This is a genomic window from Actinokineospora sp. NBRC 105648 (genome assembly GCF_030269645.1).
Classification (GTDB): domain Bacteria; phylum Actinomycetota; class Actinomycetes; order Mycobacteriales; family Pseudonocardiaceae; genus Actinokineospora.
In genome coordinates, this window is record NZ_BSTR01000019.1 from 52660 (window position 1) to 76663 (window position 24004).

The 24004-nt window shown below is 71.8% G+C and carries 29 protein-coding genes; 25 read left to right on the forward strand and 4 right to left on the reverse strand.

Annotation, left to right across the window (positions count from 1 at the left end; all coding sequences use genetic code 11):
• Positions 1-32: 32 nt before the first annotated feature.
• The 8 genes from QSK30_RS18335 (at position 33) to QSK30_RS18370 (ending at position 7060) form a co-directional block, all read left to right on the forward strand.
• Positions 33-503, forward strand: a complete 471-nt coding sequence (locus tag QSK30_RS18335) for an XRE family transcriptional regulator (protein ID WP_285504305.1) — start codon at positions 33-35, stop codon at positions 501-503.
• Complete coding sequence (locus QSK30_RS18340; RefSeq protein WP_285504306.1) at positions 500-1000, forward strand: 2'-5' RNA ligase family protein; 501 nt, start codon at positions 500-502, stop codon at positions 998-1000. Before QSK30_RS18335 ends, QSK30_RS18340 begins: the two co-directional genes overlap by 4 nt.
• A gap of 87 nt (positions 1001-1087) precedes the next feature.
• Positions 1088-1357 carry a 30S ribosomal protein S15 gene (gene rpsO, locus QSK30_RS18345; RefSeq protein ID WP_285504307.1) on the forward strand — a complete coding sequence of 90 codons (270 nt, stop codon included), beginning with the start codon at positions 1088-1090 and terminating at the stop codon, positions 1355-1357.
• Between the two features lie 240 nt (positions 1358-1597).
• Positions 1598-3853, forward strand: a complete 2256-nt coding sequence (locus QSK30_RS18350) for a polyribonucleotide nucleotidyltransferase (RefSeq protein ID WP_285504308.1) — start codon at positions 1598-1600, stop codon at positions 3851-3853.
• A complete protein-coding gene (locus tag QSK30_RS18355) occupies positions 3850-5241 on the forward strand; it encodes a M16 family metallopeptidase (RefSeq protein WP_285504309.1) in 1392 nt (463 codons plus the stop codon). The genes QSK30_RS18350 and QSK30_RS18355 overlap by 4 nt, the downstream gene beginning before the upstream one ends.
• A gap of 92 nt (positions 5242-5333) precedes the next feature.
• Positions 5334-6074 carry a 4-hydroxy-tetrahydrodipicolinate reductase gene (gene dapB, locus QSK30_RS18360; RefSeq protein WP_285504415.1) on the forward strand — a complete coding sequence of 247 codons (741 nt, stop codon included), beginning with the start codon at positions 5334-5336 and terminating at the stop codon, positions 6072-6074.
• Between the two features lie 77 nt (positions 6075-6151).
• Positions 6152-6595: a tetratricopeptide repeat protein gene (locus QSK30_RS18365; protein ID WP_285504310.1), complete on the forward strand. Its 444-nt coding sequence runs from the start codon at positions 6152-6154 to the stop codon at positions 6593-6595.
• 6 nt (positions 6596-6601) lie between these two features.
• Entirely contained in the window at positions 6602-7060 is a 459-nt protein-coding gene (locus QSK30_RS18370; RefSeq protein ID WP_285504311.1) for an ATP-binding protein, read from the forward strand.
• A gap of 23 nt (positions 7061-7083) precedes the next feature.
• On the opposite strand, the gene QSK30_RS18375 is transcribed toward QSK30_RS18370, so the two are convergent.
• The gene (locus QSK30_RS18375; protein ID WP_285504312.1) at positions 7084-7695 is read right to left on the reverse strand and encodes a winged helix-turn-helix transcriptional regulator; all 612 of its coding nucleotides are present in this window, start codon (positions 7693-7695) and stop codon (positions 7084-7086) included.
• Between the two features lie 130 nt (positions 7696-7825).
• On the opposite strand from QSK30_RS18375, the gene QSK30_RS18380 reads away from it, so the two are divergent.
• From QSK30_RS18380 to QSK30_RS18425, 10 genes are all read left to right on the forward strand, one after another.
• Positions 7826-8620, forward strand: a complete 795-nt coding sequence (locus QSK30_RS18380; RefSeq protein WP_285504313.1) for an alpha/beta fold hydrolase — start codon at positions 7826-7828, stop codon at positions 8618-8620.
• 6 nt (positions 8621-8626) lie between these two features.
• The gene (locus QSK30_RS18385; RefSeq protein WP_285504314.1) at positions 8627-9268 is read left to right on the forward strand and encodes a class I SAM-dependent methyltransferase; all 642 of its coding nucleotides are present in this window, start codon (positions 8627-8629) and stop codon (positions 9266-9268) included.
• A 181-nt stretch (positions 9269-9449) separates the two neighbouring features.
• A complete protein-coding gene (locus QSK30_RS18390) occupies positions 9450-10166 on the forward strand; it encodes a hypothetical protein (RefSeq protein WP_285504315.1) in 717 nt (238 codons plus the stop codon).
• A 15-nt stretch (positions 10167-10181) separates the two neighbouring features.
• Positions 10182-11153 carry a DUF2207 domain-containing protein gene (locus tag QSK30_RS18395; protein WP_285504316.1) on the forward strand — a complete coding sequence of 324 codons (972 nt, stop codon included), beginning with the start codon at positions 10182-10184 and terminating at the stop codon, positions 11151-11153.
• Between the two features lie 262 nt (positions 11154-11415).
• Positions 11416-12384, forward strand: coding sequence for an RNA polymerase subunit sigma-70 (locus tag QSK30_RS18400; protein ID WP_285504317.1), 969 nt, complete (start codon positions 11416-11418; stop codon positions 12382-12384).
• A 19-nt stretch (positions 12385-12403) separates the two neighbouring features.
• A complete protein-coding gene (locus QSK30_RS18405; protein ID WP_285504318.1) occupies positions 12404-12877 on the forward strand; it encodes a GyrI-like domain-containing protein in 474 nt (157 codons plus the stop codon).
• An 85-nt stretch (positions 12878-12962) separates the two neighbouring features.
• The gene (locus QSK30_RS18410) at positions 12963-13127 is read left to right on the forward strand and encodes a hypothetical protein (RefSeq protein ID WP_285504319.1); all 165 of its coding nucleotides are present in this window, start codon (positions 12963-12965) and stop codon (positions 13125-13127) included.
• 32 nt (positions 13128-13159) lie between these two features.
• Positions 13160-13369, forward strand: a complete 210-nt coding sequence (locus tag QSK30_RS18415) for a DUF2277 family protein (RefSeq protein ID WP_285504320.1) — start codon at positions 13160-13162, stop codon at positions 13367-13369.
• Between the two features lie 107 nt (positions 13370-13476).
• A complete protein-coding gene (locus tag QSK30_RS18420; protein ID WP_285504321.1) occupies positions 13477-14376 on the forward strand; it encodes a helix-turn-helix domain-containing protein in 900 nt (299 codons plus the stop codon).
• Positions 14333-14548 carry a DUF397 domain-containing protein gene (locus QSK30_RS18425; protein ID WP_285504322.1) on the forward strand — a complete coding sequence of 72 codons (216 nt, stop codon included), beginning with the start codon at positions 14333-14335 and terminating at the stop codon, positions 14546-14548. Before QSK30_RS18420 ends, QSK30_RS18425 begins: the two co-directional genes overlap by 44 nt.
• A gap of 23 nt (positions 14549-14571) precedes the next feature.
• Here the strand turns inward: QSK30_RS18425 and QSK30_RS18430 are convergent, their stop codons facing one another.
• On the reverse strand, positions 14572-15771 hold the full coding sequence (locus tag QSK30_RS18430) for an ATP-binding protein (protein ID WP_285504325.1): 1200 nt from the start codon (positions 15769-15771) through the stop codon (positions 14572-14574).
• Positions 15772-15788: 17 nt separating this feature from the next.
• Positions 15789-16442, reverse strand: coding sequence for a response regulator transcription factor (locus QSK30_RS18435; RefSeq protein WP_285504327.1), 654 nt, complete (start codon positions 16440-16442; stop codon positions 15789-15791).
• Between the two features lie 154 nt (positions 16443-16596).
• On the opposite strand from QSK30_RS18435, the gene QSK30_RS18440 reads away from it, so the two are divergent.
• The 7 genes from QSK30_RS18440 to QSK30_RS18470 all read left to right on the forward strand — a co-directional run bounded on the left by QSK30_RS18440 (position 16597) and on the right by QSK30_RS18470 (position 22228).
• Complete coding sequence (locus QSK30_RS18440) at positions 16597-17091, forward strand: hypothetical protein (protein WP_285504328.1); 495 nt, start codon at positions 16597-16599, stop codon at positions 17089-17091.
• 22 nt (positions 17092-17113) lie between these two features.
• The gene (locus QSK30_RS18445; RefSeq protein WP_285504330.1) at positions 17114-18181 is read left to right on the forward strand and encodes an RND family efflux transporter; all 1068 of its coding nucleotides are present in this window, start codon (positions 17114-17116) and stop codon (positions 18179-18181) included.
• Positions 18178-18918: an ABC transporter ATP-binding protein gene (locus QSK30_RS18450; RefSeq protein ID WP_502871849.1), complete on the forward strand. Its 741-nt coding sequence runs from the start codon at positions 18178-18180 to the stop codon at positions 18916-18918. Before QSK30_RS18445 ends, QSK30_RS18450 begins: the two co-directional genes overlap by 4 nt.
• The gene (locus QSK30_RS18455) at positions 18915-20120 is read left to right on the forward strand and encodes an ABC transporter permease (RefSeq protein WP_285504332.1); all 1206 of its coding nucleotides are present in this window, start codon (positions 18915-18917) and stop codon (positions 20118-20120) included. Before QSK30_RS18450 ends, QSK30_RS18455 begins: the two co-directional genes overlap by 4 nt.
• A gap of 89 nt (positions 20121-20209) precedes the next feature.
• The gene (locus QSK30_RS18460) at positions 20210-20674 is read left to right on the forward strand and encodes a helix-turn-helix domain-containing protein (RefSeq protein WP_285504333.1); all 465 of its coding nucleotides are present in this window, start codon (positions 20210-20212) and stop codon (positions 20672-20674) included.
• Between the two features lie 190 nt (positions 20675-20864).
• A complete protein-coding gene (locus tag QSK30_RS18465) occupies positions 20865-21011 on the forward strand; it encodes a hypothetical protein (RefSeq protein ID WP_285504335.1) in 147 nt (48 codons plus the stop codon).
• Positions 21011-22228 (forward strand): cupin domain-containing protein, encoded by a 1218-nt coding sequence (locus tag QSK30_RS18470; RefSeq protein ID WP_285504336.1) that lies wholly within the window; start codon positions 21011-21013, stop codon positions 22226-22228. Before QSK30_RS18465 ends, QSK30_RS18470 begins: the two co-directional genes overlap by 1 nt.
• On the opposite strand, the gene QSK30_RS18475 is transcribed toward QSK30_RS18470, so the two are convergent.
• Positions 22215-23939, reverse strand: coding sequence for a S9 family peptidase (locus QSK30_RS18475; RefSeq protein ID WP_285504337.1), 1725 nt, complete (start codon positions 23937-23939; stop codon positions 22215-22217). The two genes, QSK30_RS18470 and QSK30_RS18475, sit on opposite strands and share 14 nt — an antisense overlap.
• Positions 23940-24004: the final 65 nt, after the last annotated feature.

A 24004-nucleotide genomic window follows, 5' to 3' on the forward strand; every position in this document is an offset into this window, starting at 1 on the left:
ACCGAGGTCGGGGAGCAGGGGAGAGGTATCCGGTGGAGGACCACAAGATCGTCCAGCGCAACATCGCGCTGCAGCGCGAGTGGTACGGCGAGCCGCTGGGGGACCGGGTCCGCAGGCTCGTGGTCGCCTTCGACGTGTCCCAGGCCAACCTCGCCGACGTGCTGGGGATCAGCGCGCCGATGCTGAGCCAGGTGATGAGCGGCCGCCGCGCCAAGATCGGCAACCCGGCGGTGCTGGCCCGGCTGATCATGCTGGAGCGCAAGATCCTCACCCCGGAGGTCGCCTCCGGCAGGCGCGAGGCGCTGCAGCGCGCCCTCGACGACGTCCGCGAGTCCAGGCCCGCGGTGACCAGGGACAACCTGCCGGTGGACGTGGGTCGCAGCGCCATCCTCGCGCTGCGCAGGCTCGCCTCCGGCGAGGACCTCACCGAGGCCGCGGGCATGCTCGACGACCGCTTCCCCGAGCTCGCCGACCTGCTCCGCCGGGCGGGCAAGCGCACGTGACCCGGCTGTTCGCCGCGTTCACCCTGCCGGGTGAGGTCGCCGACCACCTGGAGCGGCACCTCCCGCCGACGGACCTGCGGCCGACGCCTCGCACGCGGTGGCACATCACCCTCGCCTACTACGGCGAGGACGACCCCGACCTGCGCCTGGAGCGGCTCTCCCGGCTCGCGGGCCACCCGGCGCCGCGGCTGCGGCTGCACGGGTCGGGCACCTTCGAGCGGGTCTGCCTGCTGGTCGTCACCACCCCTGACCGGGTGATCCTCGACGACCTCGCCGAGGCCGCCGAGTACCGGCTGGGCGGCTACCCGCAGTACCGCCCGCACGTCACCGTCGCCCGGGGTGACGACCCCGGGAAAATGGCCGCCGACTTGCGGGACTACCGGGGTCCGGAGTGGACACCGGAGGAGATCGCGCTGCTGCGCGGCGACCCCGGCCCGACCGCGCCGGTGTACTCGCCGGTGGGCCGTGTCCGGCTGGCGGGACAGCCAGGGTGCTAGCCTTGGTGTTTGGGTCCGGCTGCGGTCCGTGGCGGCTGGTACCGACGACATCCCCACACGGCACAGGTACAACCGAGGAGTAGACGAGTGGCTCTGTCCACCGACCAGAAGAAGACGATCCTCACCGAGTACGGCGTGCACGACTCGGACACCGGATCCCCCGAGGCCCAGATCGCGCTGCTCACCAAGCGCATCAAGGACCTCACCGAGCACCTGAAGCTGCACAAGCACGACCACCACTCGCGTCGTGGCCTGCTGCTGCTGGTCGGCCGCCGCAGGCGGCTGCTGAACTACCTGACCAAGGTGGACATCGAACGCTACCGGTCGCTGATCCAGCGGCTCGGCCTGCGCCGATAGCTCGACCCCGGGGGGAGTGGCCTTGGCCGCTCCCCCCGGGTCTGTAATCGAAAAACGACAGCAAGCAAAGACGACAGGGCCACACCGCGCCGCGCCCACGGGACCAGTTCGCCGGTCCTCGGTAGTGGTCCCCGAAGAGCCATGAGGGCTCCGGGGACTTCGATCGAAGACCGGCCTCGTCCGAACCGCGACCCCGTGCCCGGGTAGCGCGCAGGCCCGAAGACGAGGAGTTTCACCTACATGACAGACATCGCTGTGCACGAGTCGACCGCCGTGATCGACAACGGCAAGTACGGCACGCGCACCATCCGCTTCGAGACCGGGCGGCTCGCCCGGCAGGCCGCCGGAAGCGTCGTGGCCTACCTCGACGAGGACACCATGCTGCTCTCGGCGACCACCGCCTCCAAGCAGCCCAAGGAGCACTTCGACTTCTTCCCGCTGACGGTGGACGTCGAGGAGCGCATGTACGCCGTGGGTCGCATCCCCGGCGCGTTCTTCCGCCGCGAGGGTCGCCCCTCCACCGACGCGGTGCTCACCTGCCGGCTGATCGACCGCCCGCTGCGCCCGTCCTTCGTGGACGGTCTGCGCAACGAGATCCAGGTCGTCATCACCGTGCAGAGCCTGAACCCGCAGGACCTCTACGACGTGCTCGCGATCAACGCCGCGTCGGCCTCCACCCAGCTCTCCGGCCTGCCCTTCTCCGGCCCGATCGGCGGCGTCCGGGTCGCGCTGATCGAGGGCCAGTGGGTGGCCTTCCCGACCCACGAGCAGCTCGCGAAGGCCGTGTTCGACATGGTCGTCGCCGGTCGCGTGGTCGGCTCCGACGTCGCGATCATGATGGTCGAGGCCGAGGCCACCGAGAACGTGATCGACCTGATCGCCGAGGGCGCCCAGGCGCCCACCGAGGACGTCGTCGCGGCGGGCCTCGAGGCCGCCAAGCCGTTCATCAAGGTCCTCTGCGACGCGCAGGCCGAGCTGGCGGGCAACGCCGCCAAGCCGACCCGCGACTTCCCGACCTTCCCGGCCTACCAGCCGGACGCGTTCGAGGCCGTCGAGCGGGCCGTCACCGAGGAGTTGGCCAAGGCCCTGACCATCGGCGACAAGCAGGAGCGCGAGACCCGCCTGGACGAGATCAAGGCCGAGACCCTGGTCAAGGTCGGCGCGGTCGAGGGCGGTGCCTTCGACGGTCGCGAGAAGGAGATCGGCGCGGCGTTCCGCTCGCTGAACAAGAAGCTGGTCCGCCAGCGCATCCTGCGCGACAAGGTGCGCATCGACGGCCGCGGCCTGACCGACATCCGGTCGCTCTCGGCCGAGGTCGCGCTCATCCCGCGGGCGCACGGCTCGGCGCTGTTCGAGCGCGGCGAGACCCAGATCCTGGGTGTCACCACGCTGAACATGCTGCGCCTGGAGCAGCAGATCGACTCGCTCTCGCCCGAGACGCACAAGCGCTACATGCACCACTACAACTTCCCGCCGTTCTCCACCGGCGAGACCGGCCGCGTCGGCTCGCCGAAGCGGCGCGAGATCGGCCACGGCGCGCTCGCCGAGCGCGCGCTGGTGCCGGTGCTGCCCAAGCGCGACGAGTTCCCCTACGCGATCCGCCAGGTCTCCGAGGCGCTGGGCTCCAACGGCTCCACCTCGATGGGCTCGGTCTGCGCGTCGACCATGTCGCTGCTCAACGCCGGTGTGCCGCTCAAGGCGCCGGTCTCGGGCATCGCCATGGGCCTGGTGTCCGATGAGGTCGACGGCAAGACCGAGTACGTCGCGCTGACCGACATCCTCGGTGCCGAGGACGCGTTCGGCGACATGGACTTCAAGGTCGCGGGCACCGCGGAGTTCGTCACCGCGCTGCAGCTGGACACCAAGCTCGACGGCATCCCCTCCGACGTGCTCGCCTCGGCCCTGGGCCAGGCGCGCGACGCGCGGCACACCATCCTCGAGGTGATGGCCGAGGCCATCGACGCCCCCGACGAGATGAGCCCGTACTCGCCGCGCGTCACCAGCGTCAAGATCCCGGTGGACAAGATCGGCGAGGTCATCGGCCCGAAGGGCAAGATGATCAACTCGATCACCGAGCAGACCGGTGCCGACATCTCGATCGAGGACGACGGCACGATCTACGTCGGTGCCGCGGACGGCCCGTCCGCCGAGGCCGCCATCGGCCTGATCAACGCCATCGCGAACCCGCAGCTGCCCAAGGTCGGCGAGCGCTTCCTGGGCACGGTCGTGAAGACCGCCGCCTTCGGCGCGTTCGTGTCCCTGCTGCCGGGCAAGGACGGCCTGGTGCACATCTCCAAGCTGGGCAACGGCAAGCGGATCAACAAGGTGGAGGACGTCGTCGCGGTGGGCGACAAGCTCCGCGTCGAGATCGCCGACATCGACCAGCGCGGCAAGATCAGCCTGGTCCTGGTCAACGAGGAGGACGCCGCCGCGCCCGCCGGGTCCGCGGACGCGCCGGTCGAGGCAGCCGAGGTCGAGGCGGCTCCCGCCCAGTGACCTCCCGCTCCACGGCGACGGCCGCGGGCACCTCGGGTGCCCGCGGCCGTTCCGCGCCCCGCGTCCACGGCCACCTGCAGAAGCCGGGCAGCACGGTCACCCTGGACGCCGAAGTCAAGCGCACGCTGCTGCCCGGCGGCCTGCGGGTGATCACCGAGCACGTCCCCGGGGTGCGGTCGGCCTCGGTGGGCATCTGGGTCGCGGTCGGCTCGCGCGACGAGGCCGCCTCGGTCGCCGGTGCCGCGCACTACCTGGAACACCTGCTGTTCAAGGGGACCGCGAAGCGCACCGCGGCGCAGATCGCCGAGGAGATCGACGCCGTCGGCGGCGAGCTCAACGCGTTCACCGCCAAGGAGCACACCTGCTACTACGCGCACGTCCTCGACGAGGACCTGCCGCTGGCGCTGGACCTGGTGTCCGACGTGGTCTTCGACGCGCTCTGCGAAGAGTCCGATGTGGAGACCGAGCGCGGGGTGGTGCTCGAGGAGATCGCCATGCGCGACGACGACCCCGAGGACCTGCTGCACGACGCGTTCTGCAGCGCGCTGCTGGCCGACCACCCGCTGGGCAGGCCGGTCCTGGGGTCGGAGCAGTCGATCACCGCGATGACCCGCACCGCGCTCAACGGCTTCTACCGGCGTCGCTACACGATGCCGCGGATGGTGCTGGCGGTGGCGGGCAACATCGCCCACCGCGACGTGCTCTCGTTGGTGCGCAAGGGTTTGCGTGACCGGCTCACCGGTGACCGGGCGCCGGTGGCGCCGCGCACCGGGCGTGCGCGGGTCGGCACCTCGCCGCGCCTGGTGCTGCACACTGACGACACCGAGCAGGCGCACATGATGCTCGGCGTGCGCGCGCTCGACCGGCACGACAACCGCCGGTTCACCCTGAGCGTGCTCAACGCGGCGCTGGGCGGCGGGATGAGCTCCCGGCTGTTCCAGGAGGTCCGGGAGAAGCGCGGGCTGGCCTACCAGGTGTACTCCTCGGTGGCCGCGTACGCGGACACCGGTCACCTGTCGATCTACACCGGCTGCCAGCCGGACCGGCTCGGTGAGGTGGCGGGTGTGGTGCGCGAGGTGCTGCGCGAGGTCGCCCGTGAGGGCTTCACCGACACCGAGGTCGCCCGCGCCAAGGGAAGCCTGCGCGGCGGGCTCGTGCTGGGGCTGGAGGACACCAGCTCGCGGATGTCGCGCATCGGCAAGGGCGAGCTGGCCTACGGCGACTACCTGACCGTGGAGCAGACGCTCGAGCAGTACAGCGCGGTCACCGCCGAGGACGTGGCCAAGCTCGCCCGCGAGCTGCTGGCCAGGCCGCTCGCCGCGGCCGTGGTCGGCCCCTACGACCACGCCGACGACGTCCCGGTGCGACTCCACGAGGTGAGCAAGTGACCGCAGACATCCCCCAGCCGCAGCGCGCGGTGCCCGTCAGCTCGGCGGTCCGCTCCGGGTCGGCCGCGGTCACCCGCACGGCGGACAACCCGATCCGGGTCGGCGTGCTCGGTGCCCGGGGCCGGATGGGCGAGCAGGTGTGCCGGGCGGTCGAGGCCGCGGTGGACACCGAGGTGGTCGCCGAGGTCGACACCGGCGACCGGCTGGCCGACATCGCCGACGCGCGCGCCGAGGTCGTGGTCGACTTCACCCACCCCGACGTGGTGCTGGACAACCTGCGGTTCTGCCTGGACAACGGGATCCACGCGGTCGTCGGCACCAGCGGCTTCGACCAGTCCAAAATCGACACAGTCACGCGCTGGCTGGCGGACAAGCCGGGGGTGGGCGTGCTGATCGCACCGAACTTCGCCCTCGGCGCGGTCCTGTCGATGCGCTTCGCCGAGCTGGCGGCGAAGTACTACGACACCGTCGAGATCATCGAGCTGCACCACAACCGCAAAGCCGACGCCCCCTCCGGCACCGCGGCGCACACCGCCCGGCTGGTCGCCGCGGCCCGCTCGGCCGCGGGCCTGGGCGCCGTCCCGGACGACACGACGTCCGAAGTGGACGGTGCGCGCGGCGCGCTGGTCGACGACATCCGGGTGCACTCGGTCCGCCTCGGCGGCCTGGTCGCCCACCAGGAGGTCCTCTTCGGCGGCGAGGGCGAGACGCTGACCATCCGGCACGACTCGCTCGACCGCAAGTCCTTCATGCCCGGTGTGCTGCTGGGCGTGCGCGCGATCCTCGACCGCCCGGGGCTCGTGCTCGGGCTGGAGAACCTGCTCGACCTGTGATCTCCGCCGGTCCACCCGGCTTCCGGGTGGACCGGCCCCAAACCTGTAAGACCCTGCTCGACCGGTAAGAGGCTCTCGTGTCCGCTCGCTCAGTCTCGGTGCTGCTCGCCGCCGTGTTGGTGCTCTACTTCGTGCTGCTCGGCGGCCGGGCGGTCGCCCTCTTCCAGGAGGGCTCGCCGATCGCGGTGGCGCTCGGGGTGGGCGTGATTCTGCTGCCGCTGGTCGGGGCGTGGGTGCTGTGGGCGACGCTGCGGTTCGGCGTGCGCACCCAGGAGCTCGGCCGCCGCCTCCAGGCGGAGGACGGCCTCCCGGACACCTCGCACCTGCCCCGCACCCCGTCCGGCCGCGTCGACCGCGCCGCCGCGGACGCCTTCTTCGAGGACTTCCGCGCCGAGACCGAGGCGGCGCCGGACGACTGGCGCTCCTGGTACCGGCTGGCCGTCGCCTACGACGTCGCGGGGGATCGCTCCCGGGCCCGGGAGTCCATGCGCAAGGCGCTGGAGTTGGCCGGGGAGCGCTGAGGCGTTGTGCGGCGGGTTCTGATCACGGGGATGTCGGGGACGGGGAAGTCTTCCGTGGTGCGGGAACTGGTCGCCCGCGGGTACAAGGCGATCGACACCGATGACGGGTGGTGCGAGCCGGTGGCGGACGGGCGCCAACGCTGGCGCGTGGACGCGATCCGGGACCTGCTGAGCACCGAGGACGCGGCGGTGCTGTTCGTCGCGGGGTGTGAGGAGAACCAGGTGGAACTCCACCCGTGGTTCGACCACATCGTCCTGCTCAGCGCGCCGGTCGAGGTGCTGGTCGAGCGGGTGGCTCGCCGGACCGACAACCCGTACGGCAAGGCGCCGGAGGAGTTCCGGCGCTTCCTCGATGACGTCGAGTTCGTCGAGCCGCGGCTGCGGGCGGTGGCCACTCACGAAGTGCGCACGACTGTGCCGCTCGACGAGGTCGTGACCACACTCCTGCGTCTGGTCGACGCTTGACGGTCGGCTGTGCGGGGTGTCGTTCAGTTGGTGGTGGGGCGGGGGAAGAGACCCGCGAACCGCTCGGCGAGCTGCCAGTGGCCGGTGACGTCGCGGAGTTCGCCGCCGGCGAAAAGGGCTTGGCGTAACGTTTCCACGTCGCCGGTGATCACCGCGTCCGGTTTGGCCGTCTGGCCGCGCGCGCACTCCAGCGCGCCGTCGGCCGACCTGATGGTGAACACGTCGTCGCCCATGCGGAGCTGGACCGCGCCGTCGAAGCGTTTGCCGTTGTAGGTCACCTCCAGCGCCAGGATGAACGCGTCGACGCTCAGTTCGCCCGCTGACGTCAGCTGGGCCCGGCTGCCCCAACGACCCAGGGCCGCGACGACCGGCTTCAGCTCGTGGCCGCGTTCGGTGAGCTCGTACACCGTGGTCCGCACGGGCACGCCGAGCTTTCGGCGCTCGACGACCCCGGCCGCCTCCAGCTCGCGGACGCGGTGGGACAGCACGTTCTGGCTGGCGCCCGGCAGGCCCGCCCGCAGGTCGGTGAACCGCTTCGGCCCGTAAAGCAGCTCGCGCACGACGAGCAGCGCCCACCGTTCGCCGACCAAGTCCAAGGCCCTGGCCACCCCGCAGGGGTCCTCATAACTCCGCATGTAGTCACTATACAGGACTAAGTAGTGCTATTTTAGGACTATCAGCCGTCGGGGTGACACCGAACTCCTGGCGCGGCTTTCCGGTTCCAGGCGGCCGCACCGCCGAGGACTTCGCGAAGAGGGTACTGTCATGACCACATTCGTCCTGCTGCACGGCGCGGGTTCCGACGCGCGGTACTGGGACCTGGTGATCCCGCACCTGCGCGGCCACGAGGTGATCGCCCCGAACCTGCCGGTCGCGGACGAGGACGCCGGGCTGGCGGAGTACGCCCGAGCGGTCATCGACGCGGTCGGCGGCCGGGGCGGGGACGGCCTGCCTGATGCCGATGCCGACACGGGCCAGGGTGGTGGCGGCCGAGTCGGCGGCGGTGGCCAGGATGGTGCCGGGGTCGATGCTCCTGGCAGTGCCGGCCGCGACCGGACGGTGCTGGTGGCCCAGTCCATGGCTGGGTTCACCGCCCCGCTGGTGGCCCGGGAGTTGTCGGCGGACCTGATCATCCTGGTCAACGCCATGGTCCCGAAGCCGGGTGAGACGCCGGGGGACTGGTGGGCCGCCACTGGTCAGCCCGCGGCCGCGCGAGCGCTGGCCGTGGCCCAGGGCCGCGACCCGGATGCCCCGTTCGACCCGGTCGAGATCTTCCTGCACGACCTCCCTGAGGACCTGGTCCGCGAGCTGATGTCCGAGGGACCCCCTGGTCAGGCCGACAAGCCGTTCGGTGAGCCGTGGCCGCTGGATGCCTGGCCGGACGTCCGCACGGAGGCCGTCGTCAGCACCGGCGACCGCCTCTTCCCCGCGGACTTCCAGCACCGGGTGCTCGCCGACCGCCTGGGGATCACCGCCGTGGAGATCGACACCGGCCACCTGCCCGCGTTCGCCCGGCCCGCCGCGTTGGCGGCGTTGCTGGAGTCCTTCCTGGCAGACTGAGCAACTGTGACGAGCAGCGCGGAGGGTGCCCGACTGGGGTTCAACCACAACGACTTCTACCACCGCCACCTCCTCCGCCAGGTCCCGCCGGACTGCGGTCGGGCCCTCGACATCGGTTGCGGCACAGGCGGATTCGCTCGTCTGCTCGCGCGACGGGCGCGGTCGGTCGAGGCCATCGACCGCGACCCCGAGGTGGTCCGCGCGGCGGAAGCACTGTCCGGTGGTGTCGCCAACCTGAACTTCACCAGCGCCGATCTCGCTGAGTACCAAGTGGACGATGGTGCCTACGACTTCATCTCCTGCCTGGCGAGCCTGCACCACATGCCGTTCGTCGAGACCGTGACGAGACTGCGCGCGGCGCTGGCGCCGGGCGGCGTGCTCGCGGTCCTCGGCTGCCACCGCCCCGCGACCGCGGCCGACTACCTGCCGGACGTGGTCGCCATCCCGACGAACCTGCTCGCCAACGCCGCCGTGCGGCTGCGGTCGCGGATCGGCGGCGACACCGGACTGGTCGATTCCGCCCCGGTGGCGGCACCCACGATGACAATCGCCGAGATCAGGGCCGCGGCCGCGCGGGTGCTGCCCGGGGCCGTGATCCGCAGGCGGCTCTACTGGCGGCACACCCTGCTCTACACCAAGAGGTCCTGAATCAGGACTTGTCGGTCCTGAGACACCTCCGGATGTGCTCAGCCGCGCACCCCGTGCCTGCTATCACCCGGTCATCGAAGGATTTCAGTCCTTGGACAACCACTGTCCTCGGCGCCCGCTCCCGTTACGATCATGCTCTGCGACCCGTGGTCGGGTCGACGGATCCGGCGGAGCGGCGGATATGACCGAGCAGGTGATCGCCTTCATCGGCTACCGGGGGCCGAACGACCTGATCGCCGTGAGCTGCGAACCCACCGCCGATCTGGCTCAGCTCACTTACCTTGCGGGCGCCCGGGTCTTCCTCGGCCGCCACGGCGACGTCATGAAACCGAGGGGTGGCGAGTTCTCCGCGGCGCCCAGGCGCGGGGAGGTCGCGCCCGCGCCCGCGGCCCGGCTGGCTGTCGACGCGGGTGCCTTCCAGGTGAAACACCATGCCGCGCGGGATCTTCCGGAGCCCCGGCGCGAGTTCAGCTGGCATGGCGTGGGTGCGCCCTACCGCACGATCCTCCGTGCGCTCGACCCGGCGAACTTCGTCCTCGACTGGTCGGACGGCGGTCTGCGGCTCGACTCCAAGCCGCGGGAGGTGGTGTTCGCCGCCGGCAAGCGGACCGCCCCCGCCAAGGTTCTGTACGGCACCGCGGTGGGCACCAGCGCCGACTCGGTGGAGCTCTACCTGGTCGGCGGGAGCGCTGGGCTCGCGACGCGGCAGCTGGTGCGCGAGGTGCGGGTGAAGTACGGCCGGATCAAGGTGAGTGCTCACGACATGTACGGGTTCGTGCACCTGGACGAGCGCGGAGGGCGACTGGTCGCGTCCAAAATGGATGGTTACGCGGTTCAGCCCGACGTGCGGCGGGACGTGGACGTGGACCAGCGCGCGGGGACGCTCCGGTTCGGTTGAGCACCGGGGGTGTGCGTGTCCGTCGTCGCTGATCACGTGCTGGTGCAGGGCAGTCTTCGGGATGCGCACACGGCCGCCGCGGCGGCCGTGTTCGAGCTGGCGGCCGCCGGTTACCTGACGATCGCCCCTGACGACGACCGCTACCTCAGCGTGGTGTTAGTCCGCACCGCCAAGCCCGCTCTTGGTCTCCAACCGGAGGAGCGGGTATTGCTCTCGGCGCTGTTCGGGGCAGGTGGTGAAGGCGCGCTCCGAGTACTCGGCGGTGAGTGCCGGGTGCCGGTGGCGCAGACCGTGATGGGGCTCGCCCGGCGCAGGTTGGCCGAGAGCGGCCTCATCAGGACGTGGAAGCCCAGGGTGGTCCGGCGGTGGATCGTCGCGGGTTGCGTCGCCCTGGCCTGCGCCGTGGCATTGGTCGTCTGGGTGGTTTCCGGGCACGTAGGAGTGTTCCTCCTCGTCTTGTTCAACCTTTCGGTGGCCGCCGGGGCCCTGATCACCACCGTCGGGATCATGGTCGACCGGCCTCGTCGGGTCTACCGGACCTCGCTGGGGGCGGTCCACGCCCGGCCGGTGATCGCGTTCTGCCGGCGCGCGCGCCGCAGGGACGTGGCCAGCTTCATGGTCTACGGCTTGTGGTTGCGCGAGAAGTCCTGGCCGGAGAGCCGGGTCGCGAACCCCGGTGACCAACCGGCGTGGTGGCGCGGCACCCGGTGGCCGGAGGAGGCGAAGCGCGTTCACGACGTGTTCGATGTGCTCGCGTCCGCCTTGGCCCAGTCGGTGACCCAGTCCGGCTACGAGGTCCAAGCGGTCGCCTCCGGCGAGCTGGGTGGGTCGAGCGCCGCCCCGGCCGATCCCGACCACGACGCGGCCGACCGCTACGTGGGCGATTGGGACGGTGGCGCGTGGGGTGGGCACGGCGGGGGCGGGTCCGTCGACTTCGACGGGTTTGACGGGTTCGACGGTGGGGTGGATTTCGGGTACGAGCCTTGACCCGACCCGACCCGACCCGACCCGACCCGACCCGACCCGGACTGGACTGGACTGGACTGGACTGGACTCGGCCGAGCTGGACCTGGCCGGGCCCGGCGGGGCCGAGCCGAGCTGCGCCGGGGCCAGGCAGGGCAGGGCTGAGGTGGGTGAGTTGCGCCGGCTGGGCTGACGGTGTTGGGAAAGGGCTGGTTTCCCGTGAGTTGTCTGAGGTGCGGGTCGGGGACGTTCGCGCGGGAGAACTGGTCTGCTTAAGGTGGCGCGCGTGGACTTGGAATGCCATCGCGTCGAGTTGACGGGGTACTGCTATCGGATGCTGGCGTCCGGGTTCGAGGCCGAGGACGCCGTGCAGGAGACGTTCCTCCGGGCCTGGCGCCGTGCCGATGGCTTCGACGTCGCCAAGGGATCGTTGCGCACCTGGTTGTACGCGATCGCCACCAACGTGTGCGTGGACATGCTCCGAAGCCCGCAACGGCGAGCGTTGAGCGTTGGGCCGCCGTCTGAGCCGGGCAGTCCGCTCGGGGCGCCGTTGCCGGACACGGCGTGGGTGTGGCCGGTGCCGGACTGGAAGGTCCTCGACCCGGCGGACGCGGTGGTGAACAAGGAGTCCGTTCGGCTGGCGTTTGTTGCCGCGCTGCAGCACCTGTCGCCTCGGCAGCGGGCGGTATTGATCCTGCGGGACGTGCTGTGCTGGCGGGCCGCCGAGGTGGCGCTGCTGCTGGACACCTCGCCGCATGCGGTGAACAGCGTTTTGCAGCGGGCCCGCGCGGTCCTGCCGGTGCATCAGTCGGTGGCTTCGCGGGATCTAGTGGTGGCAGATGAGGAGCAGGTAGTCCTAAATAAGGACCAAGTGGTGTCGAGTAGGGATCAGAGGGTCCTGGATCGGTACTGCGCGGCGTTCGAGGCGCACGATGTCGATGCGTTGGTGGCCCTGCTGCACGAGGACGCGACCATGGCGATGCCGCCCTTCGCCTTCTGGATGCGGGGCCGCGCGCACCTGGAGGTCGCGTTGCGGCACGCGACCGCTTGCAAGGACGCCCACCTGGTCCAGGTCACGGCCAACGGTGGCCCGGCGTTCGCCCACTACGCACCCGACGGCACCCCGTTCGCCCTGATCACGGTGGAGTTGGCCGACGGTCTGATCACCGGCACCACCTCGCACCTGGACCCCAGGCTGTTCGGGTTGTTCGACCTGCCGATGAGTTTCCCCGCCGCGCTCCGTACCCATGGATGACACCGAGAGGGGAACACCGTTGGAACCCAAGATCGAGACCCGCGCGGCGCAGCCCTACGCCGCCATCGCCATCTCCGCCCCGCTGAGTGAGTGGGGCCGGGTGAACGCGCTGATCGGCGAGGTCTACGGCTGGCTCGCCGAGCGCGGGACCACCCCCGCCGGACCGCTGTTCTACCGCTACCACGCCGTGCGCGAGGACGTGCTGGACGTCGAGGTCGGTGTTCCCGTCGCGGAGCCGGTCGAGGGCGACGGCCGGGTGATCGCGGGCACCAAGCCCGCGGGCGACTACGCGGTCCTGCTGCACCACGGCCACCCCGACCAGATCCGCACGTCGTTCGCCGTCCTGGACGCCTGGTCGGAGCGCGAGGGCGTTGAGTGGGACGTGGTGGACGGGGTCTGGGCGGGCCGGTTCGAGTCGTACCTGACCGATCCGGCCGTCGAGCCGGACCTGGCGAACTGGGACACCGAGATCGCCTACCGCGTCCGGCCCTGACCGGCCCGGGGGTGGGCGGGGACTAGCATGACCCGGTCATCGGCGACACCAGAGTGGTACCACCCACCTCCGGCTAAGGCGGACTGTGAACATCAACGAAGCCGACACCGACGACCAGGCTGAGTCAACCGGCGTCTGTCTGTGCCCCGCGTACTCGCGGGTACCGGGTAAGCGCGAACTGCACAACATCGGCGCCCCCGGGTGCGCGTACGCGCAGGTCGACTCGCCGAACAGTGAGAAGGAGTGCTAGGCAAGAAGTGAGCGCGGGGCATGATGGTGGGTATGTGTAGGAGCATCAAGACCCTCAGGCCCCCGTACGTGGACGTACTGGAGGACGGCGACGTCCGCGCCGCCGCCCTCCAGTACGTTCGCAAGATCTCCGGCTTCCGAGCACCGGCACCGCACAACGCCGAGGCCTTCGAGGCGGCCGTCGACGCGGTGGAAGCGGCGACGGCGGAACTGCTGGAGCGCCTGGTCGTCCGAGGCCAGTAGCCCGCCACCCATTGCAGCGCAGACAAACTCACCGGGAAGTGCCTACCATCCGGTGATAGTCGGTCGCGGACCGATATCATCCTAGGTCAACCCGGTAGCTTGCTGGCATGAACATGAAGGCCACCGTCCGACGCCGCGAGCTGGGCACCGAGCTGCGCAAGGTCCGAGAGTCCACGGGTATGACCCTCAACGAGCTTGCTCGGAACGTCGGGTGGGATCCCTCGAAGCTCTCGCGCATCGAGCACGGGAAGCTGCCCTGCACCGAGATCGAAGCTGCCATCCTCCTGGGATATTGCCGGGTGGCCGGTAACCGACTCGACGAGGTTGTGGCGCTTTGCAGCGGCGATGTCGATGGCACCTGGCTCCGTCAGAATGGTGGCATCCCCGACCAGCTCCGCACGCTGGTCATGCACGAGGCATGCGCCTCAGCGATCTACGCGCTCGAACTGAACCGGATCGATGGGCTGCTGCAAACTGAGGACTACGCGCGGGAGTTGATGCGGGGAGCCGGCTTGGTTCCCGAACACGGGATCCCGCCACGCGTGCGAGCACGCCTCGAACGGCAAACCCTGCTTCGTCGCGCCGACCCGCCCAGCTTTGTCTTCTACATGCACGAGCAGGTTCTTCACCTGCCGGTGGGCAGTGACCAGATCATGCACGAGCAGATGCTCCACCTGCTGTTTCTCGCCGACCGCCCGCGGTGTGTCATCCGGATCCTGCCCACCGAAGCCGGCCCGCACGCGGGGCTTGGTGGGCCATTCCGAGTGATGCAGTATGTCGATCAGCAGTCCGTGGTATGTCTTGAGACCCAGAACCGCTCGCTGTTCTTGGAGAGCAGCGTCGACATCGCGACCTACTGGTTGATCCTGGCCAAGCTCGCGGAAGTGGCTCTCACTGCGCAAGAATCACGCTCGGTGCTCGCGGCAGCCGTGAGCCGATACGACCGAGTGGGAGTGCGCGATCATGGTGATCCGGACGGGCTGGCGCAAGAGCAGCTTCAGCGGTAACAACGGCGACTGCGTCGAGGTGACTTGGCGCAAGAGTTCGTTCAGCGGTGACAACGGCGCCTGTGTCGAGGTCGCCTACACCGACACCGTCGCCGTGCGGGACTCCAAGCAGCCGGCGGCGGGCATCCTCTCCTTCAACCCCACCGCCTGGGCCACTTTCCTGCGCGGCTGATCTGCCGGGCTGGGCGCCGTCCGTCAGCGCCCAGTCCGAGGTCGTCCTGTCGCGGGCAGGGTGACCGCGACTTCCAAACCGCCGTCCGGACGGGCGGTCGCGGTCGCCGTGCCGTCGTGGGCCTCCACAATGGACCGCACGATCGCCAGGCCCAGGCCTGCCCCCGTCCGGGTGGCCAGTCGATCCGCGCTGCCCCGGTGGAACGGTTCGAACAGGCTGTCCACAGTGTCCTCCGCGACCACCGGTCCGCTGTTGGACACCACCACCACTACCGTCGCGGCCGCGTCGGCCGCATCGGCCGCGACCTCGACCCGGAACCAGCCCCCGGCCACGTTGTACAGCATCGCGTTGCGCACCAGGTTGTCCACGAGCTGGGTCAGCAGCACCTCGTCCCCGAGCACGACCAACTCCGCCGCCTCGACCGAGCCGCGCACGCCCGCCGCGGTGCCGGGCGGTGGAACCGCCAGTGCCTCGGCCACGACTCGCGAAGCCACCTGCGCGATGTCCACCGGGTGCCGTTCCGGCAGGCCGTTGTCGCTGCGCGCCAACAACAACAGCCCTTCCAGCAACCGGTCCAGGCGGCGGTTGGCCGCCAACAGCTCCTCGCGCACCGCGTCGATGTCCTCGGGTCCGGCGGAGGACAGCCGGACCTGGATGATCGCCCGCTCGATCGCCAGCGGGGTGCGCAGCTCGTGCGAGGCGTTGGCCACGAAACGGCGCTGGCTGGTGAACGCCCGGTCCAGCCGGTCGAGCATGCCGTCGAAGGTGTCGGCCAGGTCGCGCAGCTCGTCGGGCGGCCCGGCCAGCGCGATGCGCTCGTGGATGTTGCGGGCCGACATCCCGCGCGCCTGCGAGGTGATCGTGTGCAGCGGCCGCAACACCCGCCCGGCGGCCCACCAGCCGACCACGGACGCGAACAACACCATCACCCCCACGGCCACCGCCGACGCCGCGACCAACTGGGCCAGCGCGTCGTCCTGGATCTGCTCGGCCAGTCTGGTGATCTGGGCCGGGGTCAGCGGCGCGCCCTGGGCCCCGTCGCGGACGTTCTGCTTGGGCACCACCGTCACGTTCGTGCGCCGCTCGCCGGAGATCGCGTCGCGGATGACCACCTCGACGCTGCCCGCCAGGCTGTGGCCGGACAACAGGAACACCACGCCCAGCAGCACCAGGCACGACGCCAGGCACAACCCGCCGTAGAGCAGCGTCAGGCGCAGGCGCACGCCGCTGCGCGGACGGCTCAGATGCGGTAGCCGACGCCGGGCACGGTCGCGATGAGCGGCGGGTCGCCCAGCTTCGCCCGCAGCCTGCTGATCGTGATCCGCACCGCGTTGGTGAACGGATCGGCGTTCTCGTCCCACACGCTCTCCAACAGGCTCTCCGCGCTGACCACGCCACCGCGGGCGCCGAGCAGCATCTCCAGGACCGCGAACTCCTTCCTGGACAGCGCCAGGAACCGCCCACCGCGGACCGCCTGGTGCCGGGGCACGTCCACCTCGAGGTCGCCGTGGCGCAGCACCGGCGAGACCACCTCGGCCGGGCGGCGGCCCAGCGCGCGCACCCGGGCGACCAGCTCGTCGAAGTCGAACGGCTTGGCCAGGTAGTCGTCCGCGCCCAGCGACAGCCCGCCGATCAGGTCCCGCTTGCCCGCCGCCGCGGTGAGCATCAGCACCCGGCTGGCGCCGTGGCCCGCGACGATCCGCCTGCACACCTCATCACCGTGCACGCCCGGCAGGTCGCGGTCGAGCACCACCACCGCGTACCGGTTCACCGCCAGCCGGTCGAGCGCCTCGGTGCCCGAGAGCGCGACGTCGACGGCCAGCGCGTGCCTGCGCAGCCCCTCGGCGATCACCTCGGCCAGCGCCGGTTCGTCCTCGACGACGAGCACCCGCACGATCCAGACCTCCCTAGCCCGATCCGGGACAAGGTAGCGAAATCGGTGTTTCACCGCTGTATCGGCGAAGCGAGACGCCGGGGATAGCCCCACTTCGTTAGATCTTTGGGCAGCGCACGGGACTCGTGCGCCCCCTCGCCGAAAGGTGCTCGCCTTGACTTCGCTGTCCCTCCGCGTCGCGGGCCTGGTGCTCCTCGCGACCGCGGCGGCGTGTTCGCCGGACTCCGACGGGTCCCCGTCGAGCACGTCGGCCACGAACACCGTCGCCGCCGACGGCCCCGTCCGGTTCACCCAGTGCGTGCGCGACCAGGGCTTCGAGCTGCCCGACCCGCCGCCCGGGGCGCAGACCGTGGAGCTGCCCGCCCGGGCCAAGACCGATCCGGCGATGGGGGCCGCGGTCGACAAGTGCAGGCACTTCCTGGGCCAGGGCAGCGGCAAGAACGCCGATGATCCCCAGCAGCAGGACCGGGCCCTGGCCACGGCCCGCTGCCTGCGCGGCAAGGGGATCCAGGTGCAGGACCCGGCGCCCGGGCAGCCGCTGCAGCTCAACGTCGACGCCAAGGACCCCAAGGCCATGCAGGCGGTGCAGGACTGCCGCCGCGAGGTGTCCCGCCAGTTCGAGTCGGGCGGGCCGACCAGTGGCGGCTGAGCGCGGACGACGGCGGTGGTGGGTGCTGGCCGCGGTGGCGGTGCTGGCGGTCGGTGCCGCGGCGTTCGTGGTGCTGCGGCCCGACCGGCCCGCCGCCGTCGCCGGGGCCCGGCCGGTGCCGCCGACGGCGGCGGTCGTGCGGACCGACCTGGCGCAGAGCACCCGGGCCGAGGGCAGGCTCGGGTTCGACGGCAGCGTTCCCGTCCCCGCCGCCCCTGGCAGCGGTACCGCTACCTGGCTGCCCACGCCGGGGGCCGTGGTGCGGCTGGGGGAGCGGGTCTACGCCGTGGACAACCGCCCGGTCCCGCTGCTGCACGGCGACACACCGCTGTGGCGGGAGCTGGCCGAGGGCGTCGCTGACGGCCCGGACGTCCGGTTGCTGCGCGCGAACCTGCGCGCGCTGGGCGTGGCACCGAACCTGAACGTCGACAGCGACCACTTCTCCAGCGCCGTCGGCGACGCCGTGGCGCGTTGGCAGGAGCGGCTCGGGGTCGAGGAAACGCGCAAGATCCGGCCCGGGGACGTCGTGGTGGCGCCGTCGGACCTGCGGGTGGTCGAGGTGCGGGCGACCCTGGGCGGTGCGCTGCCCGCCGTGGTGGCGACCGCGTCCAGCACGGCCCGGGTGGTCGCGGTCGACCTGGCCGTGGCCCAGCAGGGGCTCGCGGTGGTGGGTGCGGCCGTTCGGGTGCTGCTGCCCACCGGTGCGGCGACGCCGGGCAGGGTCGCCTCGATCGGCACCGTGGCCACCTCCGCGCCGCGCGCGCCCGCGGCGGGCGACGACCAGGTGGCCGCGACCCTGCCGGTGCGGATCACCCTCGACGACCCCGCGGCGGCGGGCACCCTCGACGGCGCCCCGGTGTCGGTCGAGTTCACCAGCGACACCCACCGCGACGTGCTCGCCGTGCCGCTGGTCGCCCTGCTGGCGATGCCCAACGGCGACTACGCCGTGGACGTGGTCGAGACCCGCGCGGACGGTTCCTGGACCTCGCGGCGGGTCGTGGTGCGGCTGGGGTTCTTCGCGACCGGGCAGGTCGAGGTCGAGGCCCCCGGGCTGACCGCGGGCACGAAGGTGCAGGTGCCCGCGCGGTGACCGAGATGATCACGGCCAGCCGGGTCGGCAAGGTCTACCGCGGCGGGGTCCCCGCACTCACCGACGTCTCCCTCACGGTGCGCGAGGGCGAGCTGGTGGCCATCGTCGGGCCGTCCGGTTCGGGCAAGAGCACGCTGCTGCACCTCATCGGCACGCTGGACACCCCGACCACGGGAACCGTGCGGGTGCTCGGGCTCGACGTGTCCGAGGTCCGCGACAGCACGCTCTCGGCGATGCGCGCGCACTGGATCGGCTTCGTGTTCCAGCAGTTCTTCCTCGGCGCCACGCTGTCCGCTGTGGACAACGTCGCGCAGGGGCTGGTGTACCAGGGGGTCCCGCGGCGGCAGCGGCGGCGGCGCGCGGCCGAGGTGCTCGACCGGGTCGGCCTGGGCCACCGGCTCGACCACCGGCCCGCGCAGCTGTCCGGCGGGGAGCGCCAGCGGGTCGCCATCGCGCGCGCCTTGGTGGCCGACCCGGCGATCGTGCTCGCCGACGAGCCCACCGGCAACCTCGACTCCGCGTCCGGCGCGGTCGTGCTCGACCTGCTGCACCAGCTCAACCGCGAGGGGACCACGATCGTGGTGATCACGCACGACACCGACGTCGCCGAGCGGCTGCCCCGGCGGGTGCGGATCCGGGACGGGGCCGTGGTCGCGGACTCCGCCCTGGACGACGGCGGGGCCGAGGGCGCGGTCGACGGCACGGCCGTGGGCGGTTTCGCGGGCGGTGCCCGGTGAGCGCGCCGACGCGGCTGCCGCCGCCCTCGGCGCTGCGGGCGCCGGACCTGGCGCGGGAGAGCACCTCGGGCATCCGCGGCAGGCCCGCCCGGGCGGTGCTCTCGCTGCTGGGCATCGCGGTCGGGGTGACCGCGATGGTCGCCGTGCTCGGCATCAGCGCCGCGAGCCAGGCCGGGCTGATCGCGCAGATCAGCGGCCTGGGCACCAACATGCTCACCGTCGCGCCCGGGCGCGACATCTTCGGCGGGCAGACCGAGCTGCCGACCGAGTCGGTGGCCATGGTGAGCCGGATCGAGGGGGTGCGGTCGGTGAGCGCGGTCGGCGCCGTCGACGACCACTCGGTGCGGCGCACGGACAAGATCGACCCCGCCGACACCAACGGCATCGCGGTGCTGGCCGCGCGGCTCGACCTGCTCGACACGCTCGGCGGCTCGGTCGCCGCGGGCTCGTACCTGAGCCCGGCGACCGAGCGCTACCCGGCGGTCGTGCTCGGCGCGGTGGCCGCGAGCAGGCTCGGGGTCGGCTCGGTCGGTGACCAGGTCTACCTCGGCGCGCGCTGGTTCACCGTGGTCGGCCTGCTGGCCCCGCTGCCGCTGGCGCCCGAGGTCGACCGCGCGGCGCTGGTGGGCTGGCCGGTGGCCGAGGCCGAGCTGGGCTTCAGCGGGCACCCCACGACGATCTACGAGCGCTCCGCGGACGAGGCCGTCGCGGGGGTGCGGGCGGTGCTCGCGGCCACGGCGAACCCGGAGAACCCGCAGAACGTGGCGGTCAGCAGGCCCTCGGACGCGCTCACCGCGCAGCTCGCGGCCCGCTCCGCCTTCGACGAGCTGTTCCTCGGGCTGGGCGCGGTGGCACTGCTCGTCGGCGGCATCGGCGTGGCCAACACGATGATCATCTCGGTGCTGGAGCGGCGCGGTGAGATCGGTATGCGCCGCTCGCTCGGCGCGACCCGACGGCACATCCGCGCGCAGTTCCTCGCCGAGTCGGCGGTGCTCTCGGCGATCGGCGGGGTGATCGGCGTGGTGGTGGGGATCGCGGTGTGCGTCGGCTACTCGCTCGGTCGCGACCTGCCGGTGGCCCTGCCGTGGGCCGCCGTCGGTGCCGGGCTCGCCGCGGCGGTGGGCACCGGGATCGTCGCCGGGCTCTACCCGGCGGGCCGGGCCGCGCGGCTGAGCCCCACCGAGGCGCTCGCCGCGGTGTGAGCCCGGCCGGGGTCGACTCCGCCACCGGTTCAGCAGGATCAAGTTCGTCACCGGTCCAGAAGTAGGGGCCGCGAGCCATGGGGGCCGAGATGGGGGTACACAAGTTCGCCAGACCAGCCCGCGACAGCGAGGAGGAACGCCTGCTGCGCAAGCTGGCCGCCTCCCGCACGGTGCCGCGCTGGCTGGGCCAGCGCGCCCAGATCATCGCGCTGAGCTGGGACTGCGTGTCCACAGAGGACATCGCCGAGCAGGTCGGGCTGCGTCCGCGCACCGTCCGGGCCTGGCTGCGCCGCTTCGACTCCGGCGGCATCGGCGGGCTCGCGGACCTGCCCAGGTCCGGTCGGCCGCCGCAGCTGAGCCAGACCGACCGCGGTCGGCTCGTCCGGCTGGCGGCCACCGGCGGGACCGAACCGTGGACGCTGTCCCGGCTCACCGCCGCGGCCCGCGCGCTGGGCATCGAGGTGAGCCGCAGCCAGCTCCGGCGGGTCCTCATCGACGCGGGCGTCGCCTGGGCGGAGGTGCCGGGGAACACCTGCCGAACGGCGTCGGAATAACGCCACCAGAATGGGTTCGGCTTCTTTTGGAACGACCACCCGAGCGCATTGAACCCGTTCTGCTCCAATCGCGTGATTTCCCGTCGATCATGGTTGACGGCGCCACCGAGCGGTCAAGAGAATCGACTCGGCATCCGATTTCCCGCGGATGTCCATCCCACCACACGGACTAAAAGAATTGGGGAAAGCCATGCCCGAAGAGTTCTCGCTCGGTGCCGACGACGTCGAGGTCACCAGGACGCCGCCCGCGTCGGCGGACTTCGTCATCGCCGACAACGACCCCTCCGACCCGGTCCTCGTGATCGCCGACAACGACCCGTCGGACCCCGTTCTCTGATGTCGGAGACGCTCGAACCGGGGAGGGCCGCGCGCGGGCCCTCCCCGGGTCTCTCCGCACTCGTCGCGCCCATCGAGGCCGACCGGTTCCGCGCCGAGTACCTCGAGCGGGCGCACGTCCACATCCCGGCGGGCGCGCCGGGCAAGCCGGTGCCGCTGCGCCTCGCCGACGTGGACGCGATCCTGGCCCAGTCGAGCATCCGCTCGGCCGACCTGCGGGTGGTCGCCGACGGCCGGGAGACCCCGGTCGCCGAGCTGGCGGCACCCGGTGACGCCACGGCGCTGGAGCTGCTCTACGACTGCTACCGCAAGGGTTCCACCGTCGTGATGAAGTTCCTCGACGAACGGTGGCCGCCGCTGCGCGAGCTGTGCGCGGCGCTGGCCGCCGACCTGGATGCCCGGACCCAGGTCAACGTCTACCTGACCCCGCCGGGCGCGCGGGGTCTGACGCCGCACTTCGACACCCACGACGTGTTCGTGGTGCAGGTGTCGGGGAGCAAGCACTGGCGGATCTACGACTCGCCGTACCCGCTGCCGATGTACGGGCAGTCCTACGCCCGCCACCGCACCGGACCGGACCCCGGCGAGCCGGTCGACCGCTTCGTCATGCGGCCGGGCGACGTGCTCTACATGCCGCGCGGCTGCGTGCACGACGCGACCTCCGGCGACGAGGCGTCGCTGCACCTGACCATCGGGGTGCTGCCGGTGCTGTGGGCCTCGGTCCTGCGCGACGCGGTGTCCACCGCGGTCGAGCGCGACGAGCGGCTGCGCCGGGCGGTGCCCGCGGGCACCTTCACCGACCCCGGGGCCCGGGCGGCGGCGGAGTCGGTCCTGGTCGAGCTGCTGGAGGTGGTGCGGTCGCTGGCCGACCCGGCCGAGCTGCTCGAGCGGGCCGAGCGGGCCGCGGAGGTGGGCAGGCGCCCCGACCTGCGCGGGCACCTGCTCGACCTGGAGGCCGTCCGGTCGCTGGACGGGGAGACCACGGTCCGCAGGCGGGAACAGGTGCCGTGCGCGGTCGAGGCCGACACCGACCAGGTCCACCTGCGCTTCCACGGCAAGCGGGTCAGCCTCCCCGCGCGCGTGGGGGAGCAGGTGCGGTTCATCTCCGCGGCGCGCGACCCGTTCACCCCGCGCGACCTGCCCGGCGGCCTGGATTCCCCGGGCCGCGTGGTCTTGGTGGAGACCCTCGTGCGCGAGGGCCTGCTCACCGTCGGGTGACCACCGCCTCGCCCGGTTCCTCGGCTCGTCCGCCGAGGTGCCGGGCGAGGAACCGCTCGGCGGCGGCGTAGAACGCCAACCGGTTGCGCGGCCTGGTGAACGCGTGTCCTTCGTCCGGGAAGAGCAGGTACTCGTGGTCGATCCCCTTGGCCCGCAGCACGGCCACGGCCTGTTCCGCCTCCGCGGCGGGCACCCTCGGGTCGTTGGCGCCGTGGGCGACCAGCAGCGGCACCCGCAGCCGGTCGATCCGCGAGAGCGGCGACCGCGCCCACAGCATGTCCGCGTCGTGTTCCGGGTGGCCGACGCGGCGCCACAACCGTTGTGTGAGCCCGGAAAGCTCCTTGCCGGGAACCGCGGCCAGGAAGGTCCGCAGATCGGACGGGGCCGCGACGGCGACACCGCAGCGGAAAACCTCCGGGGTGAACGTGACACCGACCAGGGCCGCGTAACCGCCGTAGGAGCCGCCGTAGATCGCGACCCGGTGCGGATCCGTCCAGCCCCGGCCGATGGCGTGCGACACCGCGTCGAGCAGGTCGTCCTGCATGGCCGCGCCCCACTGGCGGTCGCCCGCGTTCACGAAGTCCTTGCCGTACCCGGTGGAACCGCGGAAGTTGACCTGCAGCGCCAGGTAGCCGCGGTTGGCCAGCCACTGCGTCTCACCGCGGAAACCCCACAGGTCGCGGGTCCACGGACCACCGTGGACGACCACGACCGTGGGCAGCCCCGCGCGCGGCACGCCCGGCGGCGAGGTCAGGTAGCCGTGGATCGCCAGGCCGTCGCGGGCGGTGAACCCGAACGGTTCGACGCGGGCGAGCGGCAGTCCGTCGAGGGTGGTGGAGTGGGTGAACAGCGGCGTCGTCCGCCTGGTGGCGCGGTCGTACACGCGGAACTCGGCGGGGCCGTCGTCGACCAGGTAGCGCACCAGCCAGGTGCGGTCGGCGTCGTCACCGCCGAGCACCGTGACCTCGCCCGCGCGGGCGGCCAGCAGCGCCGCGACGTCCGCGCGGACGTCCGCGCGCAGCGCCTCGAGGTGGGCGCGTTCCCGGCGCACGACCGCCAGCCGGGCCTCGCCGTCCGGGTCGGTGCCCACGCCCACGACGTCGTGCCCCGGGTCCTCGGCGAGCACCTCGACCGCCCCGTCGCCGATCGCCACGCGCAGCAGCCTGGTGGTCGGGGAGCCTTTGCTGGACAGCAGGAGCAGGTGCTCGCCGGACTTGGTGAACCCGATGACGCGCAGCAGCATGGTGTCGTCGTGGTCGACCTCGTGCAGCGTGCGCCACGAGCCGTCCGGGTCGCGCACGACCACCGCGAGGCCGTCGCCGGGCCGGGTCTGCACCGCGGCCAGGGGGCGCAGGTCGGCGTCGGCGGTCCACGCCGTCACCCCCGGTCGGGACGCGACCAGCTCGGTCTCGCCGGAGGCGATGTCGACCAGGTGCGCGTCGTGCACCGCGCGGTCGCGCAGGTTCATCCCGACCAGCACGTGCCTGGGTCTGCCGGGGCGCAGCGCGATGAGCCGCGCCTGCACGCGCGGGTACGGGGTGAGGTCGCGCGGTACCGGGTTCGCGGCGGTGACGTCCACGGCGTAGAGGTGGGTGTTCTCGTCGCCGTCGCGGTCCTGGGCGTAGAGCAGGTGCGCGCCGTCGTGCGCCCAGGCGAACACGTGCACCCCCCGGCCGCGGTCGTCGGTGACCGCCGCGTACGGCCCGCGCACCGGACCGCACCACACATTCTGAATTCCCTCGACGGGGGAGACAAAAGCGATTCTCGCGCCATCCG